The organism is Petrimonas mucosa (assembly GCF_900095795.1).
Classification (GTDB): Bacteria; Bacteroidota; Bacteroidia; order Bacteroidales; family Dysgonomonadaceae; genus Petrimonas; species Petrimonas mucosa.
On record NZ_LT608328.1, the window covers coordinates 3,301,569 to 3,322,665 of the forward strand.

The 21,097-nt window shown below is 47.1% G+C and carries 16 protein-coding genes and 1 tRNA gene; 7 read left to right on the top strand and 10 right to left on the bottom strand.

The features are described 5' to 3' along the window. Positions 1 to 38: 38 nt before the first annotated feature. Positions 39 to 2,243, bottom strand: coding sequence for a sodium-translocating pyrophosphatase (locus ING2E5A_RS13145; protein ID WP_071137801.1), 2,205 nt, complete (start codon positions 2,241 to 2,243; stop codon positions 39 to 41). Positions 2,244 to 2,515: 272 nt separating this feature from the next. On the opposite strand from ING2E5A_RS13145, the gene ING2E5A_RS13150 reads away from it, so the two are divergent. Both ING2E5A_RS13150 and ING2E5A_RS13155 read left to right on the top strand, forming a co-directional pair. After that, the gene (locus tag ING2E5A_RS13150; RefSeq protein WP_071137802.1) at positions 2,516 to 3,721 is read left to right on the top strand and encodes an ROK family transcriptional regulator; all 1,206 of its coding nucleotides are present in this window, start codon (positions 2,516 to 2,518) and stop codon (positions 3,719 to 3,721) included. Between the two features lie 26 nt (positions 3,722 to 3,747). Next, a complete protein-coding gene (locus ING2E5A_RS13155) occupies positions 3,748 to 5,046 on the top strand; it encodes an O-acetylhomoserine aminocarboxypropyltransferase/cysteine synthase family protein (RefSeq protein ID WP_071137803.1) in 1,299 nt (432 codons plus the stop codon). A 103-nt stretch (positions 5,047 to 5,149) separates the two neighbouring features. On the opposite strand, the gene ING2E5A_RS13160 is transcribed toward ING2E5A_RS13155, so the two are convergent. Next, the gene (locus ING2E5A_RS13160) at positions 5,150 to 5,695 is read right to left on the bottom strand and encodes a DUF4488 domain-containing protein (protein WP_161942024.1); all 546 of its coding nucleotides are present in this window, start codon (positions 5,693 to 5,695) and stop codon (positions 5,150 to 5,152) included. Positions 5,696 to 5,776: 81 nt separating this feature from the next. Then, positions 5,777 to 7,942: a S46 family peptidase gene (locus tag ING2E5A_RS13165; protein ID WP_071137805.1), complete on the bottom strand. Its 2,166-nt coding sequence runs from the start codon at positions 7,940 to 7,942 to the stop codon at positions 5,777 to 5,779. A 184-nt stretch (positions 7,943 to 8,126) separates the two neighbouring features. Here ING2E5A_RS13165 and ING2E5A_RS13170 point away from each other — a divergent pair, with 184 nt between their 5' ends. Next, positions 8,127 to 10,322, top strand: coding sequence for a glutamine synthetase III family protein (locus ING2E5A_RS13170; protein WP_071137806.1), 2,196 nt, complete (start codon positions 8,127 to 8,129; stop codon positions 10,320 to 10,322). A 2-nt stretch (positions 10,323 to 10,324) separates the two neighbouring features. On the opposite strand, the gene ING2E5A_RS13175 is transcribed toward ING2E5A_RS13170, so the two are convergent. Further along, positions 10,325 to 11,404, bottom strand: coding sequence for a mannose-1-phosphate guanylyltransferase (locus ING2E5A_RS13175; RefSeq protein WP_071137807.1), 1,080 nt, complete (start codon positions 11,402 to 11,404; stop codon positions 10,325 to 10,327). 207 nt (positions 11,405 to 11,611) lie between these two features. Between ING2E5A_RS13175 and ING2E5A_RS13185 the strand changes: the two genes are divergently transcribed. Next, positions 11,612 to 11,695, top strand: a tRNA-Leu gene (locus ING2E5A_RS13185). Between the two features lie 910 nt (positions 11,696 to 12,605). Here the strand turns inward: ING2E5A_RS13185 and ING2E5A_RS13190 are convergent. Together ING2E5A_RS13190 and ING2E5A_RS13195 are read right to left on the bottom strand one after the other, a co-directional pair. Next, positions 12,606 to 12,830, bottom strand: a complete 225-nt coding sequence (locus tag ING2E5A_RS13190; protein WP_071137809.1) for a hypothetical protein — start codon at positions 12,828 to 12,830, stop codon at positions 12,606 to 12,608. A 345-nt stretch (positions 12,831 to 13,175) separates the two neighbouring features. Next, on the bottom strand, positions 13,176 to 13,520 hold the full coding sequence (locus ING2E5A_RS13195; RefSeq protein ID WP_083373349.1) for a transposase: 345 nt from the start codon (positions 13,518 to 13,520) through the stop codon (positions 13,176 to 13,178). A 133-nt stretch (positions 13,521 to 13,653) separates the two neighbouring features. On the opposite strand from ING2E5A_RS13195, the gene ING2E5A_RS13200 reads away from it, so the two are divergent. Continuing rightward, entirely contained in the window at positions 13,654 to 14,607 is a 954-nt protein-coding gene (locus ING2E5A_RS13200) for an IS1595 family transposase (protein WP_071136336.1), read from the top strand. A 227-nt stretch (positions 14,608 to 14,834) separates the two neighbouring features. Then, positions 14,835 to 16,718: an IS1634 family transposase gene (locus ING2E5A_RS15775; protein WP_071135763.1), complete on the top strand. Its 1,884-nt coding sequence runs from the start codon at positions 14,835 to 14,837 to the stop codon at positions 16,716 to 16,718. 38 nt (positions 16,719 to 16,756) lie between these two features. Here ING2E5A_RS15775 and ING2E5A_RS15865 read toward each other — a convergent pair whose 3' ends face one another. The 4 genes from ING2E5A_RS15865 to ING2E5A_RS13220 all read right to left on the bottom strand — a co-directional run bounded on the left by ING2E5A_RS15865 (position 16,757) and on the right by ING2E5A_RS13220 (position 19,594). Beyond that, a complete protein-coding gene (locus ING2E5A_RS15865; protein WP_317039808.1) occupies positions 16,757 to 16,876 on the bottom strand; it encodes an MBL fold metallo-hydrolase RNA specificity domain-containing protein in 120 nt (39 codons plus the stop codon). Between the two features lie 27 nt (positions 16,877 to 16,903). Then, complete coding sequence (locus ING2E5A_RS13210) at positions 16,904 to 18,115, bottom strand: transposase (RefSeq protein WP_071137811.1); 1,212 nt, start codon at positions 18,113 to 18,115, stop codon at positions 16,904 to 16,906. 124 nt (positions 18,116 to 18,239) lie between these two features. After that, the gene (locus ING2E5A_RS13215; protein ID WP_071137812.1) at positions 18,240 to 19,388 is read right to left on the bottom strand and encodes an MBL fold metallo-hydrolase; all 1,149 of its coding nucleotides are present in this window, start codon (positions 19,386 to 19,388) and stop codon (positions 18,240 to 18,242) included. Further along, the gene (locus ING2E5A_RS13220) at positions 19,388 to 19,594 is read right to left on the bottom strand and encodes a sigma factor (protein ID WP_161942027.1); all 207 of its coding nucleotides are present in this window, start codon (positions 19,592 to 19,594) and stop codon (positions 19,388 to 19,390) included. Before ING2E5A_RS13220 ends, ING2E5A_RS13215 begins: the two co-directional genes overlap by 1 nt. Positions 19,595 to 19,775: 181 nt before the next feature. Between ING2E5A_RS13220 and ING2E5A_RS13225 the strand changes: the two genes are divergently transcribed. Next, positions 19,776 to 21,062 carry an IS4 family transposase gene (locus tag ING2E5A_RS13225; RefSeq protein WP_071137814.1) on the top strand — a complete coding sequence of 429 codons (1,287 nt, stop codon included), beginning with the start codon at positions 19,776 to 19,778 and terminating at the stop codon, positions 21,060 to 21,062. The last annotated feature ends 35 nt before the right edge of the window (positions 21,063 to 21,097 follow it).

The window sequence follows — 21,097 nt, forward strand, 5'->3', positions numbered from 1 at the left end:
GGATATCTTCCCGGAATTTTTTTACCCTTTCCCCTCGGTTAGAGCAGGCTCCAGGCCACTGTCAAGCCGGCCATTACGATCGAGACCATACTCATCAGCTTGATCAGGATGTTAAGCGACGGTCCAGACGTATCCTTGAACGGGTCACCCACCGTATCGCCCACAACGGTAGCTTTGTGTACATCACTTCCTTTTCCGCCCAAATTGCCCTCTTCGATATATTTCTTGGCATTGTCCCAGGCACCGCCAGAATTGGCCATAAAGACGGCCAGTACGAAACCGGAGCCCAACCCGCCGACCAAGAGCCCCATAACACCAGGTACGCCAAGCACGACACCGGTAACAATCGGAATGATAATAGCCAGCAGTGAAGGCAACAGCATCTCACGCTGCGCACCTTTGGTAGATATGGCAACGCATCTGGCGTAATCGGGCTTTCCGTTACCATCCAATATGCCTGCAATCTCACGGAACTGGCGACGCACCTCCTCCACCATCTTCTGGGCTGCCCGGCCTACAGCATTCATGGTAAGACCGCAGAACAGAAATGCCATCATCGAACCGATAAAGACGCCAACCAGAACCTTCGGGTTCATCAGCGTCACCTGATAGTAGTTCATGAAATCGGCGAAACCGGCTTTCCCGATCTCAACCGCTCCCCTGCCGTCGGCAAATTCAAGTACCGTCTGACCCAGTCTCAACATGCCGATCTTGATCTCCTCGATGTAGGATGCCAACAACGCCAGTGCTGTCAATGCCGCAGAACCGATGGCAAAACCTTTACCGGTAGCCGCTGTCGTATTTCCAAGGGCATCCAGGGCGTCGGTCCGTTTACGAACCTCTTTCCCCAGGCCACACATCTCGGCATTTCCGCCGGCATTGTCGGCAATCGGCCCATAGGCATCGGTAGCCAATGTTATTCCAAGGGTTGAAAGCATCCCCACAGCCGCAATCCCAATACCGTAAAGTCCCATGCTCAGGTTCTCGCCCGACATCATCTGGCGCACATCGAACCCGGTAGCACACAGATAGGAGAAAAGGATGGCCAACGCAATGGTAACCACAGGAATAAAGGTAGATATCATCCCTGCACCCATACCCGAGATAATAACGGTGGCGGGACCGGTCTTCCCGCTCTCGGCAATCCGTCGGGTCGGCCTGTAGGAGTGAGAAGTGAAGTACTCGGTACCCTGACCGATAACGATGCCGGCCAGCAATCCTGAAATTACGGAGAATGACAATCCCATCCAATTCTCAAAGCCGAGCAGGTAGAATATGACGAAAGTGAGTACCGCAATCAGTATGGCACTTACGTTGACGCCACGGTTCAGTGCCGACATCAGTCTCTTCATGTCGGCATTCTCGCTCGTACGTACCAGAAAGATGCCGAGAATCGAAAGAAAGACACCGATTGCGGCGATGATCATGGGAGCAAAAACAGCTTTAGCCTGCATGGCCGGATTCAACACAAAGGCCGAGGCTCCCAATGCGGCCGTTGCTAGGATAGAGCCGCAATAAGATTCGTAGAGGTCGGCCCCCATTCCGGCAACATCACCCACATTGTCGCCCACGTTGTCGGCAATGGTAGCCGGGTTCCGCGGATCATCCTCCGGAATGCCCGCTTCCACTTTTCCCACCAGGTCGGCACCCACGTCTGCCGCCTTGGTGTAGATTCCACCCCCGACACGTGCAAACAACGCCTGAGTGGAAGCTCCCATACCGAAAGTAAGCATGGTAGTGGTAATCATCACAAGCTTGTGACCCGGTTCCGCGCTCTCTACAAACCGGTCCAGTATCAGATACCACAACGATATATCCAACAGAGCCAGCCCAACCACTACCAGCCCCATAACAGCTCCCGAACGGAAAGCAACCTGCAACCCCTTGTTAAGCGACTCCTTGGCGGCATTGGCCGTACGTGCCGACGCATAGGTGGCTGTCTTCATACCGAAAAAGCCTGCCAATGCGGAGAAGAAACCTCCGGTCAGGAATGCAAAGGGCACCCAGTTGTTCTGCAACCCAAAATAGGCCATTACAGAAAAAAAAGCGGCTAAAATTACAAAGACGAGAGCAACAACCTTGTATTGCTGCTTCAGATAAGACATGGCACCTTCACGTACATATTTCGCGATGGTCTTCATCTGCTCCGTACCTTCACTCTCCTTCATCATTTTCTTGAAGAAGTAGTAGGCAAATCCCAAAGCAAACAGCGATGCAACAGGAACTAGATAAAAATAATTCATTGGTAATTAAATGTTTATTTGTATGTCAATTTTATGATATTAAAACTCCAGTAAAGTTATAAAATATACCCGAAATATCATTTATAACGCCTCTTTATTATAATTTTTAAAAGAATGCTGCTTTTTTGTCTAGTCAAGACCCTTAAATTTTTAATTTTTAGTATCTTTGCTTTACTTATTATACAGATTAAGTAATCAATCAAAAAGTAGCTTGTGTTTTTAATAACCTTCACACTGGGGAACAACAAGATTTTAACTAAACAAGAGATGAGATGGAAAAGAGTTTCTTCCTAAGTAGCGATAAAAATCCAAAAAATATTCAGATAAAGAAAGAGATTATCAACCATTTCGTTAACAACGGGAACGACACGATAGCTGAGCTCTCCAAGGGTCTCGACCTGAGTGTGCCGACTGTAACCAAGCTTATCGCCGAACTTACAGAAATGGGTCTGGTCGCTGATTTCGGGAAGATACAGACCTCCGGAGGCAGATACCCCAATGTTTACGGACTAAATCCTTCATCTGTCTATTTTGTAGGGGTAGACATGACACGGCATCACCTCAACATCGCCCTCATGGATTTTAAAGGCGATATCGTCAAATATGAGATGGGAATCTCCTACATGTACGAGAATACCACCGAATCGTTCGATAGGCTCTGCTCCCATATCCAGGATTTTATCAACGGAACGGGCGAACTGAAACAGAAGATATACAATATCTGCCTCAACATCTCGGGGAGGGTAAATCCCGAATCGGGATACAGTTACAGCAGCTTTTACTTCAGTGAAGAGCCGATCAGCAACACCCTGGCCAACCGGCTGAACTACAGGGTAACAGTCGACAACGACACCCGTTCGATGGCTTACGGCGAATTCATGAAAGGGTCTGTACAGAGCGAAAACAACGTCATCTTCGTAAACGTAAGCTGGGGGCTGGGCATCGGCATCATCATCGACAAAAAACTCTACTACGGCAAATCGGGATTCTCTGGAGAGTTTGGCCATTTCCCCGCCTTCGACAATGAAATTATCTGCCATTGCGGCAAGAAGGGTTGCCTGGAAACGGAAGCATCGGGACTTGCCATTCACCGCAAGGTGCTTGAACGGATAAGAAAAGGTGAAAGCTCCATCATCACCCAACAGGTAAAGGATCTGAACAAACTCACCCTCACCGATATCGTTAGGGCCACTAACCTCGAAGACCCGCTCTGCATAGAGATAGTGGAAGAGGTGGGACTCAAACTGGGCAAGTACGTTGCCGGGCTCATCAATATCTTCAATCCAGAATTGGTGGTTATTGGAGGTCAGGTAGCCGAGACCGACGCATTCATCATGCTTCCGATACGGAGTGCCGTCAGGAAGCACTCCCTGGGTTTGGTCAATAAAGATACTCAGATTCTCCTCTCGAAACTGAAAAACAAAGCCGGAGTGGTAGGCGCATGCATGATTGCGCGCAGCCGCCTCTTTGACAATTAAAGAAATTTCAACAACAATATCAGACTATGAGGAAATTACATTTTGAAACCTTGCAGATCCATGCAGGACAGCACCCCGACCAGATAGAAGGGTCGCGGGTTACACCCATCCATCAGACAACTGCCTACGTATTCAAGAATGCCGAGCATGGGGCCAATCTATTTGGCTTGAGGGAGTTCGGGAATATCTATACCCGTTTGCAAAACCCCACGACAGATGTTTTCGAGAAACGGATGGCGGCGCTGGAGAAAGGAACCGCAGCAGTTGCCACAGCCTCGGGGCAATCTGCAGAATTCATTGCCATCAACAGCCTGGCTGGAGCCGGCGACAACATAGTCAGTACCTCTTACCTCTATGGGGGCACCTATAATCTTTTCAAGGTGGCTTTTGCCCGGCTGGGAGTTGAATTCCGCTTCGCCAACGGCGATGATCCGGAAAGCATTGAAAGCCTGATCGACAACCGGACGAAGGCGATCTATCTCGAGATGATCGGCAACCCCGAATACAACATCCCCGATGTGGAAAAGATCGTTGAACTGGCCCGCAAAAAAGATCTTCCGGTGATAATGGACAACACCTTCGCGCAGGGTGGCTACCTCTTCAATCCCATCGAATGGGGCGTTAACATCGTGCTCCACTCCGCAACCAAATGGATCGGCGGGCACGGCACCTCCATGGGCGGTATAATCATCGACGGAGGCAACTTCAACTGGAACAACGGCAAATATCCTGCCATCAGCGAACCGTCAGAAGGGTATCACGGACTGAACTTCTGGGAAGTATTCGGCGAGCACTCCCCTTTCGGCAACATCGCATTCGCCATACGTTGCCGTGTTGAGGGGCTTCGCGACTTCGGCCCGGCAATCAGCCCGTTCAACTCCTTCATGATGCTCCAGGGATTGGAAACCCTCTCGATCCGGGCAGAGCGGATCAACGCCAATGCGTTGGAGATGGCCCGCTGGCTCGAGAGACACCCGAAAGTGGAGAGAGTAAACTATCCAGGTCTCGAGAGCAGCAAATACCATTCATTGGCCAAGAAGTACCTGAAGAATAATGGTTTTGGCGGAGTACTCTCATTCTTTATCAAGGGCAACGAAAAACAGACCGCCAAGGTTATCGACAACCTTTCACTGATCAGCCACGTAGCCAATGTGGGCGACACCCGGACACTGATCATTCATCCGGCAACCACTACCCACGAACAGCTATCGAAGGAGGCTCAGCTTGCATCTGGCGTCTACCCAAACATGCTGCGGCTCTCGCTCGGGCTGGAACATATCGACGACATCAAGGCGGAACTCGATGAAGCCCTGGCGAAACTTTAGCCACAGAAAAGCGGGTTGAATTCCGTCAACACAACAAGAAACCAAAAAGAGCGTGCGATCAGACAGATTTGCACGCTCCTCTTTTCAATTGGTCAATAAGAGGTCAATCGATTACTTTCTTCACCACATTGGGATCTTTCACCAACGCCCTGAGCTCCTGTTCTAGATCTACACGGCTCACCTCCATGTCTTCCAGCTCCAACCGTTGCCAAATCTCCTCAACCCACTGATTCTGGTTATTACCGAACTCGTCAACCGCCTGGAACCACTTCAGGTACATGAACCTGGGGCCAGACAGCCTTAGAATCAATGGATTGTCTTTCCCAATCTGCGATCTGTTGAAAGAATGGTCAATCTCTTCGATGTAAAGGGAATCTCCAACCAGCCTGTATTTCCCGTCAACAGTGATCATAGCTCCCTCATCTGTTGTCATGAAATTTACAAACCTGCCGTCATCGACAATCAACTTGAACATTCCGTGAGGCACCTTCTTGTACCCTCCCTCGTTGCTGTTGTGGATGGCCTTCACCTCCCACAACCCAAACAGACGCTTTGCCGTTTCACTTTTCAATCCTCTTTGCGCTGTTCCACATCCGGCCAGTAATGCAATCACGCAAACAAATAGAGTACAGAGATGTATCGTTTTCATGATCACCATATTTTTATGGGATTAACCCCATACAAATATATGATCATTTTCACCGATTTATACCCAATCGGGCATATTTTTTTACCGGATATCCATCTCCTCGATCAGATGCGTGGCCCCCGCATACTTGTCGATAATGAAGAGGACGTAACGGATATCCACGATAATGCTTCGCTGGTAATCGGGCAGGTACTGGATATCGCCACCTACACCCTCCCAGTTCCGGTCGAAATTGATGCCGACCAGCTCACCCCTGGCATTCATGACCGGACTGCCCGAGTTGCCTCCGGTGGTATGGGTGGAGGCGAGAAAGGCCACCGGCAGGTTGCCGTCGGGTAAAGCATAACGCCCATAATCCCTGTCATTATACAACTGTTTCAGTTTTTCCGGCACAACAAACTCCCAGTTGAGTGGATCCTCCTTCTCCATGACTCCCTCTATCGTCGTTTGCGGCAGATAGTAGACGGCATCGCGGGGAGAGTATCCCTTCACCTGTCCATAGGCCAGCCTCAAGGTAAGGTTGGCATCGGGCGCATAGGCAGTTGCGCCGTCCATCTCGAGTATCCCCTCCAGGTATGTGCGACGGGCAAGCTGGCAGGCACGGTTAAATGCTCCCTGCCGGGCAATCAGCGCGGCCTCCTCGGCCCTGACCGACCTGGCAAAGTTAAACATCGGGTCGCTAACGAGCGCCTCGGCCGAAGGTGCGGCAAGAAACCCCTCCAGGTTGGCTTCACTTCCAAAAATTGAATTCTCGAAGATCGAATCCACAAACCTGTCCACATCGCCGCCAAACTTATCGTGCAGAACAGAAAAGACCGAAGGTTGCTTCTCACGTGGAATCAACCGCACATATTCCGCAATCATCGCCTTGGCCACCCTCCTGTCCACCGCCGCGCTGTAGTTTTTATTGGCAAAGTTCCGATAGTCACGGGCCAGCAATCCGGCAAACTTCCCGGCATTCGCCTCATCCTTTTTCTGCAGCGCAACGATCAGCGAGTCGGCATTCGCCACCGGCACCGACGCAAACTCAATAGCCCGGACAATACCTTCGTTCAGCATCCGCTCCCTGTAACGAAGATCGCTTCGCATCTCCACAATATGGCGGATAGTGTCGAGCGCCGAAAGATAGTGTAGCCTATTCTTTCTCCTTGCCCACTCGGCAAGCCTCTCCTGCTGCACCTTTTTCACCTCCACAAAATTGTGCTTGTCGATCGCCCAGTTCGAGCCGATCGCACTCTTATAGGCGTTGGTCGATCCGGAGTATTTCGATGCGTACTGGATCTTCACCTGCGGATCGGCCAACATCTCTTTCAGAAGGGTCTCCTGGCGAACCTGCCGCATATTGATACGCACCTTATTGTCGATATCGCGCCGCTCGGCAACCTCCCACGATGTGGAGAACTTCTGGGTCGACCCGGGAAAACCGAGGATCATTACAAAATCGTTCGCCTTCACACCTTGTGTCGAAACGGTAAGCCAACGTTTCGGTTTCAGCGGGACATTATCCGGTGAATATGGCGCGGGATTCCCCTCCTTGTCTGCATAGATGCGGAATAGGGTAAAGTCGCCCGTATGGCGCGGCCACATCCAGTTGTCGGTATCGGCACCGAACTTTCCGATCGAACTGGGGGGCGCACCCACCAGACGGACGTCGGCATAGATCTTCTTGATAAACATGAAATATTGGTTCCCCTCAAAGAAGGGTTTGATCTCCACATCGGTTCCGGCATTCTCCTCCAGGAAGGCACTCCCCACCCTCTCCACCGCAATCCTTTTCAGGTAAGCGGGCGAAAGGTAGAGCACCCCGTCTTTATCGAGCGACCTGTCCCGATCGAGACACCGCTTCACATAGTCGGTCACATCCACCACCTTGTCGATAAAGGTGACCGTCAGTCCCGGATTGGGCAGCTCCTCGGCCTGCGACCTGGCCCAGAAACCATCCTCCAGGTAATTGTGCTCCAGCGTACTGTGGCTCTGGATCGTTCCGTAACCGCAATGGTGGTTGGTCAGCACCAGCCCCCGGGAGGAGATCACCTCGCCCGTACATCCGCTGCCGAACTGGACAACCGCATCCTTTATCGATGCCCCGTCGGGATTGTAAATGTCGTAATCTTTCAGTTCCAATCCCAGTCTCTTCATCTCGGGATATTTCTGTTGCTTCAACAGGTGCAGCATCCACATCCCCTCATCCGCGAAAAGCGTGAGGGTAGAGAGGAACAGCAGCAGTAGCATGAACGATCTTCTCATCTTCAGTATCTTTGTTTGATTGTGTAAATTCTCAGTAATAACTCTCTCCTGTTTCGGAAGGTGAAGATAATGATTTCTCTATTAACGGTCAATTTAAAAGAGATATTTGATTAATTTTGCATCGTGTTTCCAACCGAACAACAAGGTTATTGAGACAGAGCACACCTAAAAAACCATCAATCATATGTCAACACTCAGGTTCAAAGCGGTAGAGGAAGCTTCAAAAAGAGTTCCCGTAGAAATTTCAGTTCCCGACAAGTTCCCGTCGGAATATTTCGGCAAATATGTGTTCAACCGGACACAGATGTCAAAATATCTCTCCAAGGAGACGATGAATACCGTTCTCCGGGCCATCGATCAAGGAGTAACGTTGCAACGGGAAATTGCCGATCACGTCGCTGCCGGCATGAAGATGTGGGCGATGGAGATGGGAGCCACCCACTATACGCACTGGTTCCAGCCCCTCACTGAAGGTACTGCTGAGAAGCACGACTCATTCATCGATTATCTGAACGCTCCAGGCGGAGATATCATCGAGCGGTTCTCCGGAAAACTGCTTGCTCAACAGGAGCCCGACGCCTCAAGTTTTCCCAGCGGCGGCATCAGAAACACCTTCGAGGCCCGCGGCTATACAGCCTGGGACCCGTCCTCACCGGCCTTCATCATCGAAGACACCCTCTGTATTCCCACCGTCTTTATCTCCTACACGGGCGAAGCGCTCGACTACAAGACCCCGCTGCTGAAATCGCTTTCGGCAGTGGACAAAGCAGCGGTGGAGGTTTGCAAGCTGTTCGATCCCAACGTGAAAAAGGTCTACTCCTACCTGGGTTGGGAACAGGAGTACTTCCTGGTGGACCAGGCCCTCTACGCGGCCCGTCCCGACCTGAACCTGACCGACCGGACACTGATGGGACACGAAAGTGCCAAAAACCAGCAGCTGGAGGACCACTATTTTGGTTCGATCCCGCCCCGGGTAGCTGCATTCATGAGGGAGGTGGAGTTTGAAGCCTATAAATATGGCATTCCGTTGAAGACCCGTCACAATGAAGTAGCACCCAACCAGTTCGAGCTTGCCCCCATCTACGGCGAGACCAACCTGGCAGTCGACCAGAACCTGCTGATCATGTCGCTGATGCACAAAATCGCAGCCAAACATCACTTCAAGTTGCTGCTGCACGAAAAACCATTCGCCGGCATCAACGGATCGGGCAAGCACAACAACTGGTCGCTGGGAACCGATACGGGCGTTGGGCTCTTCACTCCCGGCAAGAGTGCCAACGAGAACCTCCGGTTCGTAACCTTCCTTGTCAATACGCTCATGGCGGTATACAAACACAACGCACTGCTCAAGGCCTCCATCATGTCTGCACAGAATGCACATCGTCTCGGTGCCAACGAGGCTCCTCCGGCAATCATCTCCGTTTTTCTCGGTTCACAGATATCAGCCGTGCTCGACAAGATCGAGGAGAGTTCCGATGACAACGATATCACGATGGAAGATCTTCGCAAGATGAAGCTGGGTATCTCCCATATCCCCGAGGTTCTGATCGACAATACCGACCGTAACCGCACCTCTCCCTTCGCATTCACCGGAAACCGGTTCGAATTCCGCGCCGTAGGCTCGTCGGCCAACTGCTCACCAGCCATGAATGCGCTCAATGCAGCAGTGGCCAGCCAGCTGATCGAATTCAAGAATGAGATCGACCGGAAGATGAAGGAGGGCATGAAAAAAGAGCAGGCCATCTTCGACACCTTACGCCTCTACATCAAAGAGAGCAAACCCATCCGGTTCGACGGCAACGGTTACAGCGAAGCGTGGAAAGAGGAAGCTAAAAGGCGGGGACTCGATTGCGAGACAAGCGTACCGTTGATCTACGATGCATACGTCAGCGAACAGAGCATCAAGATGTTCGAGGGCATCGGCGTGCTAAACGAGCGCGAACTTCACGCCCGGAACGAGGTAAAATGGGAAACCTACACCAAGAAGATCCAGATTGAGGCCAGGGTATTGGGCGACTTGAGTATGAACCATATCATTCCTGTGGCTACACAATATCAGTCGTTGTTACTCGACAACCTCTACAAGATGCGCATGGTTTTCGACAAGGAGAAGGCCGACCGGCTCTCACGTGAAGATGCGGCGCTGATCGAGGAGATCGCCACCCATATCTCCGCCATAAAGACCAATGTCGACGATATGGTAGAGGCACGGAAACGGGCAAACAAGATCGAGGATGCACGATCCAAAGCCATAGCCTACCACGATACCGTCGAGCCCTTCCTCTCCGTTATCCGCTACCATATCGACAAACTGGAACTGATTGTAGACAATCAGATGTGGCCTTTACCCAAATATAGGGAGTTGCTGTTTATCAGCTGATACTAGACATACTCATCCCCGAAACGGAATTTTACGTCGGTCACAAAATGTTTAATGCGTTGCTCTTCTTCTTTCTTGCAGATGAGCAACGCTTTTTCAGATTCTGCAACAATATAGCCTTCAAGGCCCTGTATCACCACCAGCTTATCGTCGCTCATCGCCACCACGTTGTCGTTACTCTCAACGTATAAGGTCTTGCAATGCAAGCTGGCATTGTTGTTTTCATCTTTCGGGGTGATCTCGTGCAGTGATCCCCAGGTACCCAGGTCGGACCATCCGAAGTCCGATCCGATAACATAGACGTTATCGGCTTTCTCCATAATACCGTAATCGATGGAGATGCTTGAACAGAACGGGAAGGCCTGATCGATAAACTCCTTCTCGCGAGGGGTATTGAAGAACTCCCTGCCCTCGTTGAACTTGTTCACGATATCGGGCAGATGGATCTTGAACGCCTCCAGTATCGCCTTCACATTCCAGAGAAAGATTCCCGAGTTCCAGACAAACTCGCCGCTTTCGTAGAAAACACGGGCCAGCTCCAGGTTGGGTTTCTCCGTAAATGTCTTCACTTTACGGATACCATCCACCTCCTCGTTGCTCTCCTGGATGTAGCCATAACCGGTCTCCGGTCGGTTCGGCTTGATGCCCAGTGTCAACAGAACCGGATGCTTCTCCACAAAATCCAGTCCACGCTCAATCTCAGAAAGGAATAGATCCTCCTTCAGGATAAGATGGTCGGAAGGAGCCACAACAATGTTGGCCTCCGGGTTGATTGCCTGAATATGAAAGAGGGAGTAGGCGATAGCCGGTGCGGTATTCCTTCTCAAAGGCTCAAGCAGCACCTGCTCTTTCGACAACTCGGGCAGCTGCTTAAGAGTCAGCTCGGCATACGCATCGTTGGTCACAACAAAGATATTCTCAACGGGGATAATCTTCTTGAACCTGTCGTACGTGCTCTGGAGGAGCGAACGCCCTGTACCAAAAAAGTCGAGAAACTGCTTGGGCCTGTCTTCCTTGCTAAAAGGCCAGAACCGGCTGCCGATCCCGCCTCCCATGATAACACAGTAGTTGTTGTTCTTCATAACAAAATCTTAGCGTATAAAATGATATTCCTCTTTAGGGTAATATTTGTTCAATCCGTATAACGCTTTCCAATGGCTGATTGTTTTAACAATTACACAATAAATTTCAACAGCCTGAAACTTGTCAATATTTAAAAAATTAATGGAACAAACCGTTTTGATTTCTGATTTTTTTATGTACTTTTGCATTCGCGTTTTCCACAATATGCCCAGATGGCGGAATTGGTAGACGCGCTGGTCTCAAACACCAGTGGATTCACTTCCATGCCGGTTCGATCCCGGCTCTGGGTACGGTTTAAACTTCGTAATCACCCTATAATCAATCGGTTATGGGGTGTTTATTTTTCAAAAGTATCAAAATAGTAACGTTAGGCAACCGATGTTATTGTTTGCAGGTGAAAATGTATCTGTAATTCATAACCGTTACATCATCAGAAAAAAACATCATCCTTGGGGTAGTAATAAATTGACTATTCTGCTCCCGCCAGCATCAGGGGGGGGGGGATGTTAAATACCCCTCTCGCTTATTTTCAGCCCCTCTGTGGCATTTATATGGCTCTCCGCATATCTACCTACCCAAAATAATTATCGTGCCTTAAATCGCCTTAAAATGCATCGTTTTCCCCGATGGATAATTTTGTCCCGCCAGGAGCCTTAAGTTATAAGCATGATTTAAGAACACATTCAGATTAACACCACACCAACTACCATCCAGCCATGAACAACGCCTGAAATGCCTCCGTACGGCCGTCAGGCAGTCAATATTCATACGGTCGCATCTCATCATTCGAGAGAAAACTCATGTATTTTTTACGGGGAAAAAGCGCTGTACATTTGCCATCAATAAAAGGGTATGGGATTAATTAACAGCAATCAAGACAGTTAGGAATTAACTGCCGTGCACAATATATTTTTTCTATCTACATATAGATATTATTTATATCTAATAGGGTGATTATTGATGAAAGTGATGGGTTTTTAATTTTCGGTCGGCTCTCAGTTGCAAGTGTTGTGCCTGCAAATAGCTTTTTTGAAAAAAGGGGGATGGAATTACCCACCCCCCGAACAAACAGAAATAAAAAAGAAAAGAGTGAACGAACCGTTTGACGGGCTATTCTATCGTTATATTCTCGGTCTTTAAATTTATGCCATACTCATCAAACAATACTTCTTTCTTTTTCATTTTCTCCTTTTTTAAAAATTACTTACTTAACTCCAAATCGTTCAGCAACGCTCTGAACCTGTCATCAACAGGCTTCTTTTCGCCTTTGGTTGGTTGCCCTTGTATCTCGGCATTCAAATCCAGCTCCGCTCTCAAGGCAGCAAACAACGGCTTCTCTTCCCTTTTTTCTTCGAGTTTTTTTTCTAACTCGTCCAATCTACTCATCAATCTCTCTGCCCACACGGGTGCTTTTTCTTCTTCCATAATTAAATCAATTAAAAATTATTATTCTCTTTTTCGTTCTCCCACATACGAATTTTTTCTTCCGTTTGTTCAAGTTCACACATAAATAGGTGAAATTGATAATCCGTAAATTCATCATCCCAGTCATCGTCTATCGTTTTGGGTATTGCCGAAGGCGGGGAAAAAGAAGCACTAAGTTTCAATTAAGCACCGCAGTAAGCAAAACCATTTTTTTATTTGCTAATTTACATTTTTTAACAGTATCAACCGACTAAAATCAAAATCAATCGGTCCTTATTTTTAAACACCTGACAAGTAAACCATTAAAGCTCCTGTCTTTCATTTCCAAAAAGTGCTCCCCCCCCCTCAAAACAGTGATAATTGGGCGGCCGTGGGACTTTTATTGCGACTTTTCAGTCGTCTGGGATAAGTGCGCCTGCCTTCGGTCACCACCCACGTCAAATCTAGATGGCTTATCAAATGCATCCTCAACAACGCGGCTATGGTTGAAAACGCCTTTTCGCTTTCCGACTTCGTCTGAATCACCTGTAAAAGCAAATACGCGATCAGGGTACACCATACTTGGGTCTTTATCCCGTTTTCAGTGTCGGAATAAAAATAGGTGAGTTGGAAGTTTTGCTTCAATTTTTTGAATCCCGTTTCGATAGACCACCTATTTTTATAAATCAAGGCAACTTCCTCGTCTGTTATTTCCCAAAATGATTATCCGCAGTTATTCCTAAAGAATTTAACGGGAAAAAGTTATAAATAAGTTTCAAAAACACTTGCACAATTCACTGATATTCATTATATTTACATCGCTAACGATATAAAGATTCAAACTATGAATATCCTGGATTTTGCTATAAATTACCCCGATGAGGAATCCTGTCGGAAAAAATTCAAAGAACAAAGAGACCAAATGGGAGTAACCTGTCGTCATTGTAATTGTAAAGAACATTATTGGCTGGAAAACAAGCAGGCCTATGAATGCAAGCGTTGTCGCGCACGCCAAACCTTGCGTTCAGGCACCGTCATGCAGCACTCCAACCTGCCTTACCGTTACTGGTTCGTGGCCATGCACCTGCTCACGGCGACCAAGGGCTCCTTTTCCGCGGCGGAGCTGCAGCGCCAGCTGGGGCACAAGCGTTACCAGCCCATATGGGAAATGGTCAATAAACTGCGTGACGTGATGGGCAAACGCGATGATGAGTACACCCTCGAGGGAGCCATCGAGTTGGACGACGCCTTCTTTTCCACCGAAATATCCCTTGAAGAGAGGGACAAACCGTTGAAGCGCGGCCGCGGGAGCCAAAAAAAGACCAAAGTGCTGGTAATGGCTGAAAGCAAAACGGTTGAAAACCCCAAGCCGGGTAAGAAACCCAAGAAGGTTAGATACCTGAAAATGAAAGTGATCAGTGACTTGAAGTCCGGTACAATTACAAGGAATGTCAAAGAGCACGTTGAAAGCACGGCGGATCTGACCACCGATGACTCAACATCTTACACTAAATTGAAAGAGCATGTTCATTCACATACGGCATCTGTTATTCCACACCAGGATCTTTCCAAGGTGCTGCCCTGGGTGCATACCGCGATCAGCAATGCCAAACGACAGCTCCTGGGCGTGTATTACAAGATAAAACCAGAATACTTGCAATATTACCTCAACCAGTTCTGTTATAAATTCAACAGGCGTTACTTCGGGGAAAACCAGTTTGAAAGACTGTTGATAGCCGCTGTAACGTATGCTCCTGATTTCAAGTCAAGAATTTACAATAGGAACTATTGCGGATAATCATTTATATAATTATATAAGTATATAATTAACCCACATTGCAGCACGATTATAAATAGAAGTTAAACTTACCCTCTATTTACGTTAAATCCGCTTGTTTTACGTCTGTTTGCTGACCATAAATTTTTGTATCAGGCTGATATTCAATGTCGGTTTATTTTAAAACACGAATGTAGTCCCCCATTTGATGTTGAAAAAAACGTATCCCTTGATTACTTTTGCGTTGTATGTTTTTCAAGACAAGCATAAAGCAAAAGGATGGGGGCCATGAGTATACCCATTACCGGTTGTGTGAGAGCTACCGGGAAGGCCGCTTCATCCGTAATCGCACGCTGCTCTCTTTGGGTGACCTGGAATCAGTTCTTCCACCTGAAAAGATTCCCTTTCTCTGTCAACGCATCAACCAGGTTTACTTCGAGGGCAAAACATTCATCATCTCATCGCTTCGTGATGACAAGGTGGAAGCCCTGTGCACGAAATACGTGGGACTACTCCATGAAGCGCAAAAGATAGAAAAGGCAAAGAAGAAGGCGGCTGGTATCGAGCAAGTGTACATTGACAGGACAACGAACAGTGATATCCGGGAGGTTGGTGGCGAATGGCTTTGTCTTCAAGCTTGCCGCCAATTGCTCCTGCCGGAGTATTTAGAGACTTTCGGCTGGGAGAAACAAGATATCGCCCTTGCTTTAACCCAGATCATCGCCCGGGCTGTTTACCCCGCATCGGAGTATAAAACCAGCCGTTGGTTGAAGGAGAACTCGGCGCTTTGTGAACTGACCGGGGTTGATCCTTCGGCCATCACCAAAGATAAGCTTTACCAGATGGCTCACCGGCTTTATGGTGAGAAGGATGGCTTGGAACGTCATTTTTCTAACCGCACGAACGATCTTTTTTCCTTGGATGACAAGATTATCATCTATGATTTAACAAATACCTATTTTGAGGGAACCATGCGAGAGAGTCGGATAGCTAAGTTCGGGCGCAGCAAGGAAAAGCGTAACGATACCAGACTGGTGGTGCTGGCTGTGGTGGTCAACCCGGAAGGTTTCCTGAAGGAGTCACAAATCTTTGAAGGCAACATGACTGATCCTGAAAGCCTGCAATATATTCTTGACAAGATGAAATCCCATAGGGGGAGATCCGATAAAAAGCAGGTGGTGGTCATGGATGCCGGCATCGCCACGAATGATAACCTGAAGATATTGAAAGAGGAATCCTTCGACTACATCTGTGTCTCACGGGGTAAACTCAAAGAATACCGTGCAACAAGCCTTTCCCCTGTGGAAATACGGGATAAATCCAACCAGCTCATCGAGATCAGTCAGGTAGAAGTGGATGGCGAAAGTGACAGCTTCTACAAGGTGAAGAGCTATAGCAAGGGTCTCAAGGAAGCGTCCATGGAAAACCGTTTCACGCGGGCCTTTGAATGTGGACTGAGCCAGGCAGCCGAAGCCCTGAAAAAGAAAGGAGGCACCAAAAAGCTTGAAAAGGTGTGGGAACGCATCGGCCGGCTAAAGGAAAAATACCCTTCGGTACACCGCCTGTATCAGATCCATGTGGAGCCCGACGAAAGGGGGATTCATGCCACATCCATATCCTGGGAGAGAATCGAGGCAAAGAGCGAATCAAGACATGGGGAATACTTCTTGCGTACTTCCCTGTCGGTACATGGAGAGGAGATCACCTGGCTGATTTACAACACTATAAGAGAAGTAGAGTCGACGTTTCGTTGCCTGAAGACTGATCTGAACCTGCGTCCCGTGTTTCATAAAACGGATGAGGCGACAATGGCTCATCTTCACCTCGGGCTGTTGGCCTACCAGCTGGTAAGCACGATCCGTTTCAAACTGAAACAATTTGGGATTACCCATGAGTGGAGAGAGATTGTCCGGATCATGAACACGCAGAAAATGGTGACAACGCACATGGTAAATACCGATGAAGAGTGTGTGTCGATTAGAAAATGTTCACTCCCTGAATCCAAAGTAAGAATCATATATAAGGTGTTGGGATACGATGAAAAACCATTTATCAGGAAAAAATCTGTAGTCCCCCAATTGAACCTTGAAAAAAATATATACGCAGGGATACAGGGAATTAGCTCCGGTTAGCTGCAATGTGGGTTAAGTTCTGTAGTTGGGTCAGAGTTTTAGGATGCTCCATCCTTATGAATAACTATAACCTCTTTGGGATTGATAGTTTCTATTACTTTTTTTAGCGTAGATTTGTCAGCATGACCGGACGTATGTATATCAATGACATTACACAATAGTCCGTTAAAAATTTACTATATGAGTCATGCAGCAATGGCTGCAAACTCCACGAGTTCTTTAACAAGTTTATCATTTAATCTTCTGTTCGGTTTTATGCCAGACACGCAAATAAATCGCTCAAGCAGGTAGGCATTGTGTATCATTGTTTTACATGATGCCATCGAAAAGGGGATGCCTTTCTCCTTTGCCAGCACCTTTGCCAGGTTTATTGAGGTAAGAGACGCATTAAAGTTGAACGATAGCTTTGCTACGTCCCTTGCCTGCGATTGCATCAGTCCTGTGAAGCCTTTGGCATCCCTGAAGCAAAACTCGATCTGAAAACGGGTGCGGTAAAATTCTATGACATCTTTTCCACTCATCTCAGGATTGGTAGAGAAGAACAGTTTTGGTTTTTTCCCATCTTTGAAATACCAGATGACAAGCCTGACCATCTGTTTAAGTGATTTGGAATAGGCTACCAAGGTGTAGAGATCACCGTTATCAATATTGATCTTTTGCACTCTGGTTGTATCCAGGTTGGCCATGTCAATCTTTCCGTCGTAGAGTTTAGGCCTGCCTTTCTTGCCTGTCGGTTTCTGCAGTGTTGGATAATAAAGTGCGGCGTCATCCCTGAAGCGGCTGACCAGATCAAACTTCATCTCTTGCAGACCCGTAACGAAGTTGTTCTTTGCGAAGTAGGCATCGGCAACCACGTGACGGCTTGCCCGATGGAGTTTCTCCCGCATCGATTTAATGACCAGCAGGTACCAGTCAATCAGGTTGGCATCACGACTCTCCAGGGTTTGACGGTCCGGAGTCTGAACGGCCTGTAGACTGATGCAATCCTTGTTGTCGACGTCTATAAGGCCCACTCCCAGGATTTCCAATCCTCTTTTCGCCTGACCGGCTGCACCCGACCAGAAGTAACCAATCCAAGGGGTATTCTTTCCTGATTTGGATATATAACTGGGATCAATGGCAATTGCCTTGCGATCTCCGGTTAATACCCTATCAGACAAAGACAAGTTAAACTCCAGCCAATCAAAATCCTTCGAGAAGTTCTGGCGAAATCGCTGTTCACACGACTTGCCATATCTCCCCAATTGTAGGAAATTAATCCTGCCGGGAATGACCAGATACAAAATAAGCGTCTCCATAAGGAATGATTTGAAACTTTTGTTTAACTTCGTAGTTAGTTCACCTAGAACATCACTACAGATACCTTTATATTGGTTAAGTATGCTGGTTCTATCCATCTTTATTAGGTTTTGATTAGCTATAAAGATACTGATAATCAGCTACTTAACCATCTTTTTTATGTTAAACTATGTTATGTAAATCATTGAATTTTAATTGGTTAATTGAATATTTACCGAAGTATTAATTACAGAAAAGTTCACGAAAATTCTTATAACCAGGATTTGCAGCTACTTGTTCAGGAATAGTATAGTAACCCTCCCAAGACGAGTAAACCAGAAGTGTCTCTTCAATGGGCAGCTCTTTGGTGAGTTCTTCAACACGAGATATTTGAGATGTCCCGGCAATAAGAACAAAACCTTTCTTTTTGATTCTCTCCAATCCATTAAACCGTAGCATACGGGGAGAGAAACTAAATAACCCATGAGATAGTTCCGATTCCCGCTCTGTGAAAAACTTCATAGTCGATGACATGAATTTTGAGCATACATATAGTGTTTTCTTAGCTTCTAAAGCTGCATTTTTGATAGAAGCCAATCTTTCTATGTCTGTAGCTGAAGCCAATACAAAAACATACTTGAATGATTTCATCACATTGGCCATCTTTTCCGACACTTTACATTCATGGATGCATTCATCATTTCGACTCAACATTGTACCTTCCGTGATAAGGGTATCAATGTTTGTAGCATACTTCCTTAATGTTGGTATCAACCCTTTGCCCATATAACCATGTGCTCTATAGTCACCTGTATGCCAAATGCGTTTCCCATCAGCCTCAATGAGAAACATGTGTGAATCATAAATGGAATGGCAATTAAAGAAGGGAGTAATTGTGATATCTCCAATGGAAATAGAATATGGTTTCTTGCGAGGAGGGGTCCTACCCCATGAGTTCATCTTTGTAATTATCTTAATCTTTTTTTCTGCATTTGATTTTTGAACGATTACTTCCTCTATGTGTTCTTTTGTTGAATTTGCATCATTCTGTAATTGTTCAAGACTAAGTTCAACTCCTTCTTTTAGTGTTCTATATTTTATAAGCAAAAGTTCCTTTGTACCATCACTCATATATTGTGGAACACAGGTAGGTATATATTCGAACAATCCTACATGATCTTCATGACCATGAGTATAGAACACTGCTTCATGCATTTTAGCATTAGTGGCAAAGATGTTTTCCACCATTAACCTATCTTGTTCTGGTGTTGTAGGTTCACCATTGCCTGGTAAGTTCTGTCCAAAATCTATAAAGACTCGTGAAGTTGCAGTACTGATTTCTGTTATGCAACCTCCTATTTGTTCTAATCCTCTATGTACCTTTATGTCCATTATTCGAGATTATTTGATTTTTCAATTTCCTTTTCAATACTCTGTCTTACCCACCAAATAGCATAGGGGATGAATTTAAAACCGCGACTTTCATCAAAATTTTCAGCAGCTAACACCAAGCCTTTATTACCTGCTTCTATCAGTTCATCCATAGACAGATTATTGTTGGCGTACCTCTTGGCTACAGCAGTCACAAATCCAGTCACAAATCGTAGTCTGGATTGTGCAAGCTTTTCAATAGCAGTATTTCTTTCTTTTCCTCCTTGCTGAATAGACTTTATTATCTGTCAGTACTGACCGACTAAAAAATGAAGAAAATATAGGGACTTAACCGAAGTCTCGTCCCTAAGTTGTAAATTTGGATTGTCAAAAACTAAATTTCCAACCATGGGCAAAGTTAGCGAAAATAAATTTGTCGGTCAGCCGATCTTAAGACAAATAGTGAATATTCTCCCGAGGGAAAAGTTCGATGAGCTGGTAATAAGGCTCGGCAGTGATAAATATTACAAGGCGTTTTTTTCCTGGGATCAATTGATCGTGATGCTCTTTGGCATTTTTTCCCGTTGCGATTCGATGGGTGAAGTCTGTGACGGCATGCGTGCCTTGGGTGGCAAGTTGAATTACCTGGGCATGGAGAGTTCGCCTGCAAAAAGCACTGCCGGAGATGCATTGCGTGACAGGGACGAGGAGCTGTTCCGTCTGTTCTACTTTGCACTGATCGCCCATTTTTCCCCGCTTTTATCGGTCAGCCGCAAAAAAAAGTGCCGGAAGCAGGGTGTCAGTTTCGAGGAGTTCTATGCCTTTGATTCGAGTACGGTGACGCTGTTTTCCGACGTGATGAAAGGCGTGGGCCGGAACCCTAAAGGCGACGGGAAAAAGAAAGGCGGCCTGAAAGTCCACATGCTGACCGACGTCCATGCTGACACGCCGCGATTCGTGAAGATAAGCGAGGCGAAAATGCACGACAAGAACTTCTTGCAATACCTGAATTTAAGTGAAGGCAGCATGGTGGTCTTCGACAAGGCATACAATTACTACCTGCAGTTCGCCAAATGGACGCGACAAGGCGTGAATTTCGTTTGTCGGCTGAAAGACAATGCAAGGTACGAGGTTCAGGAAGTCCTTCACGAGAAGAAGCTGGAAAAAGGGGAACATGCCGTTTACAAGGTGAAACATATCCACGTTCAATATATCGAGAAGGTCGAGACGGGGACCGAAGGCAAGAAAAAAAGGAAGAAAGTCAGACAGACGAGGACATTATGCCTTCGTTTAGTTTGGTACAGGGATGAACAGGGGCGTAAATACAAGTTCATCACCAATAATTGGGAAATAACAGACGAGGAAGTTGCCTTGATTTATAAAAATAGGTGGTCTATCGAAACGGGATTCAAAAAATTGAAGCAAAACTTCCAACTCACCTATTTTTATTCCGACACTGAAAACGGGATAAAGACCCAAGTATGGTGTACCCTGATCGCGTATTTGCTTTTACAGGTGATTCAGACCAAGTCGGAAAGCGAAAAGGCGTTTTCAACCATAGCCGCGTTGTTGAGGATGCATTTGATAAGCCATCTGGATTTGACGTGGGTGGTGACCGAAGGCAGGCGCACTTATCCCAGACGACTGAAAAGTCGCAATAAAAGTCCCACGGCCGCCCAATTATCACTGTTTTGAGGGGGGGAGCACTTTTTGGGAATGAAAGACAGGAG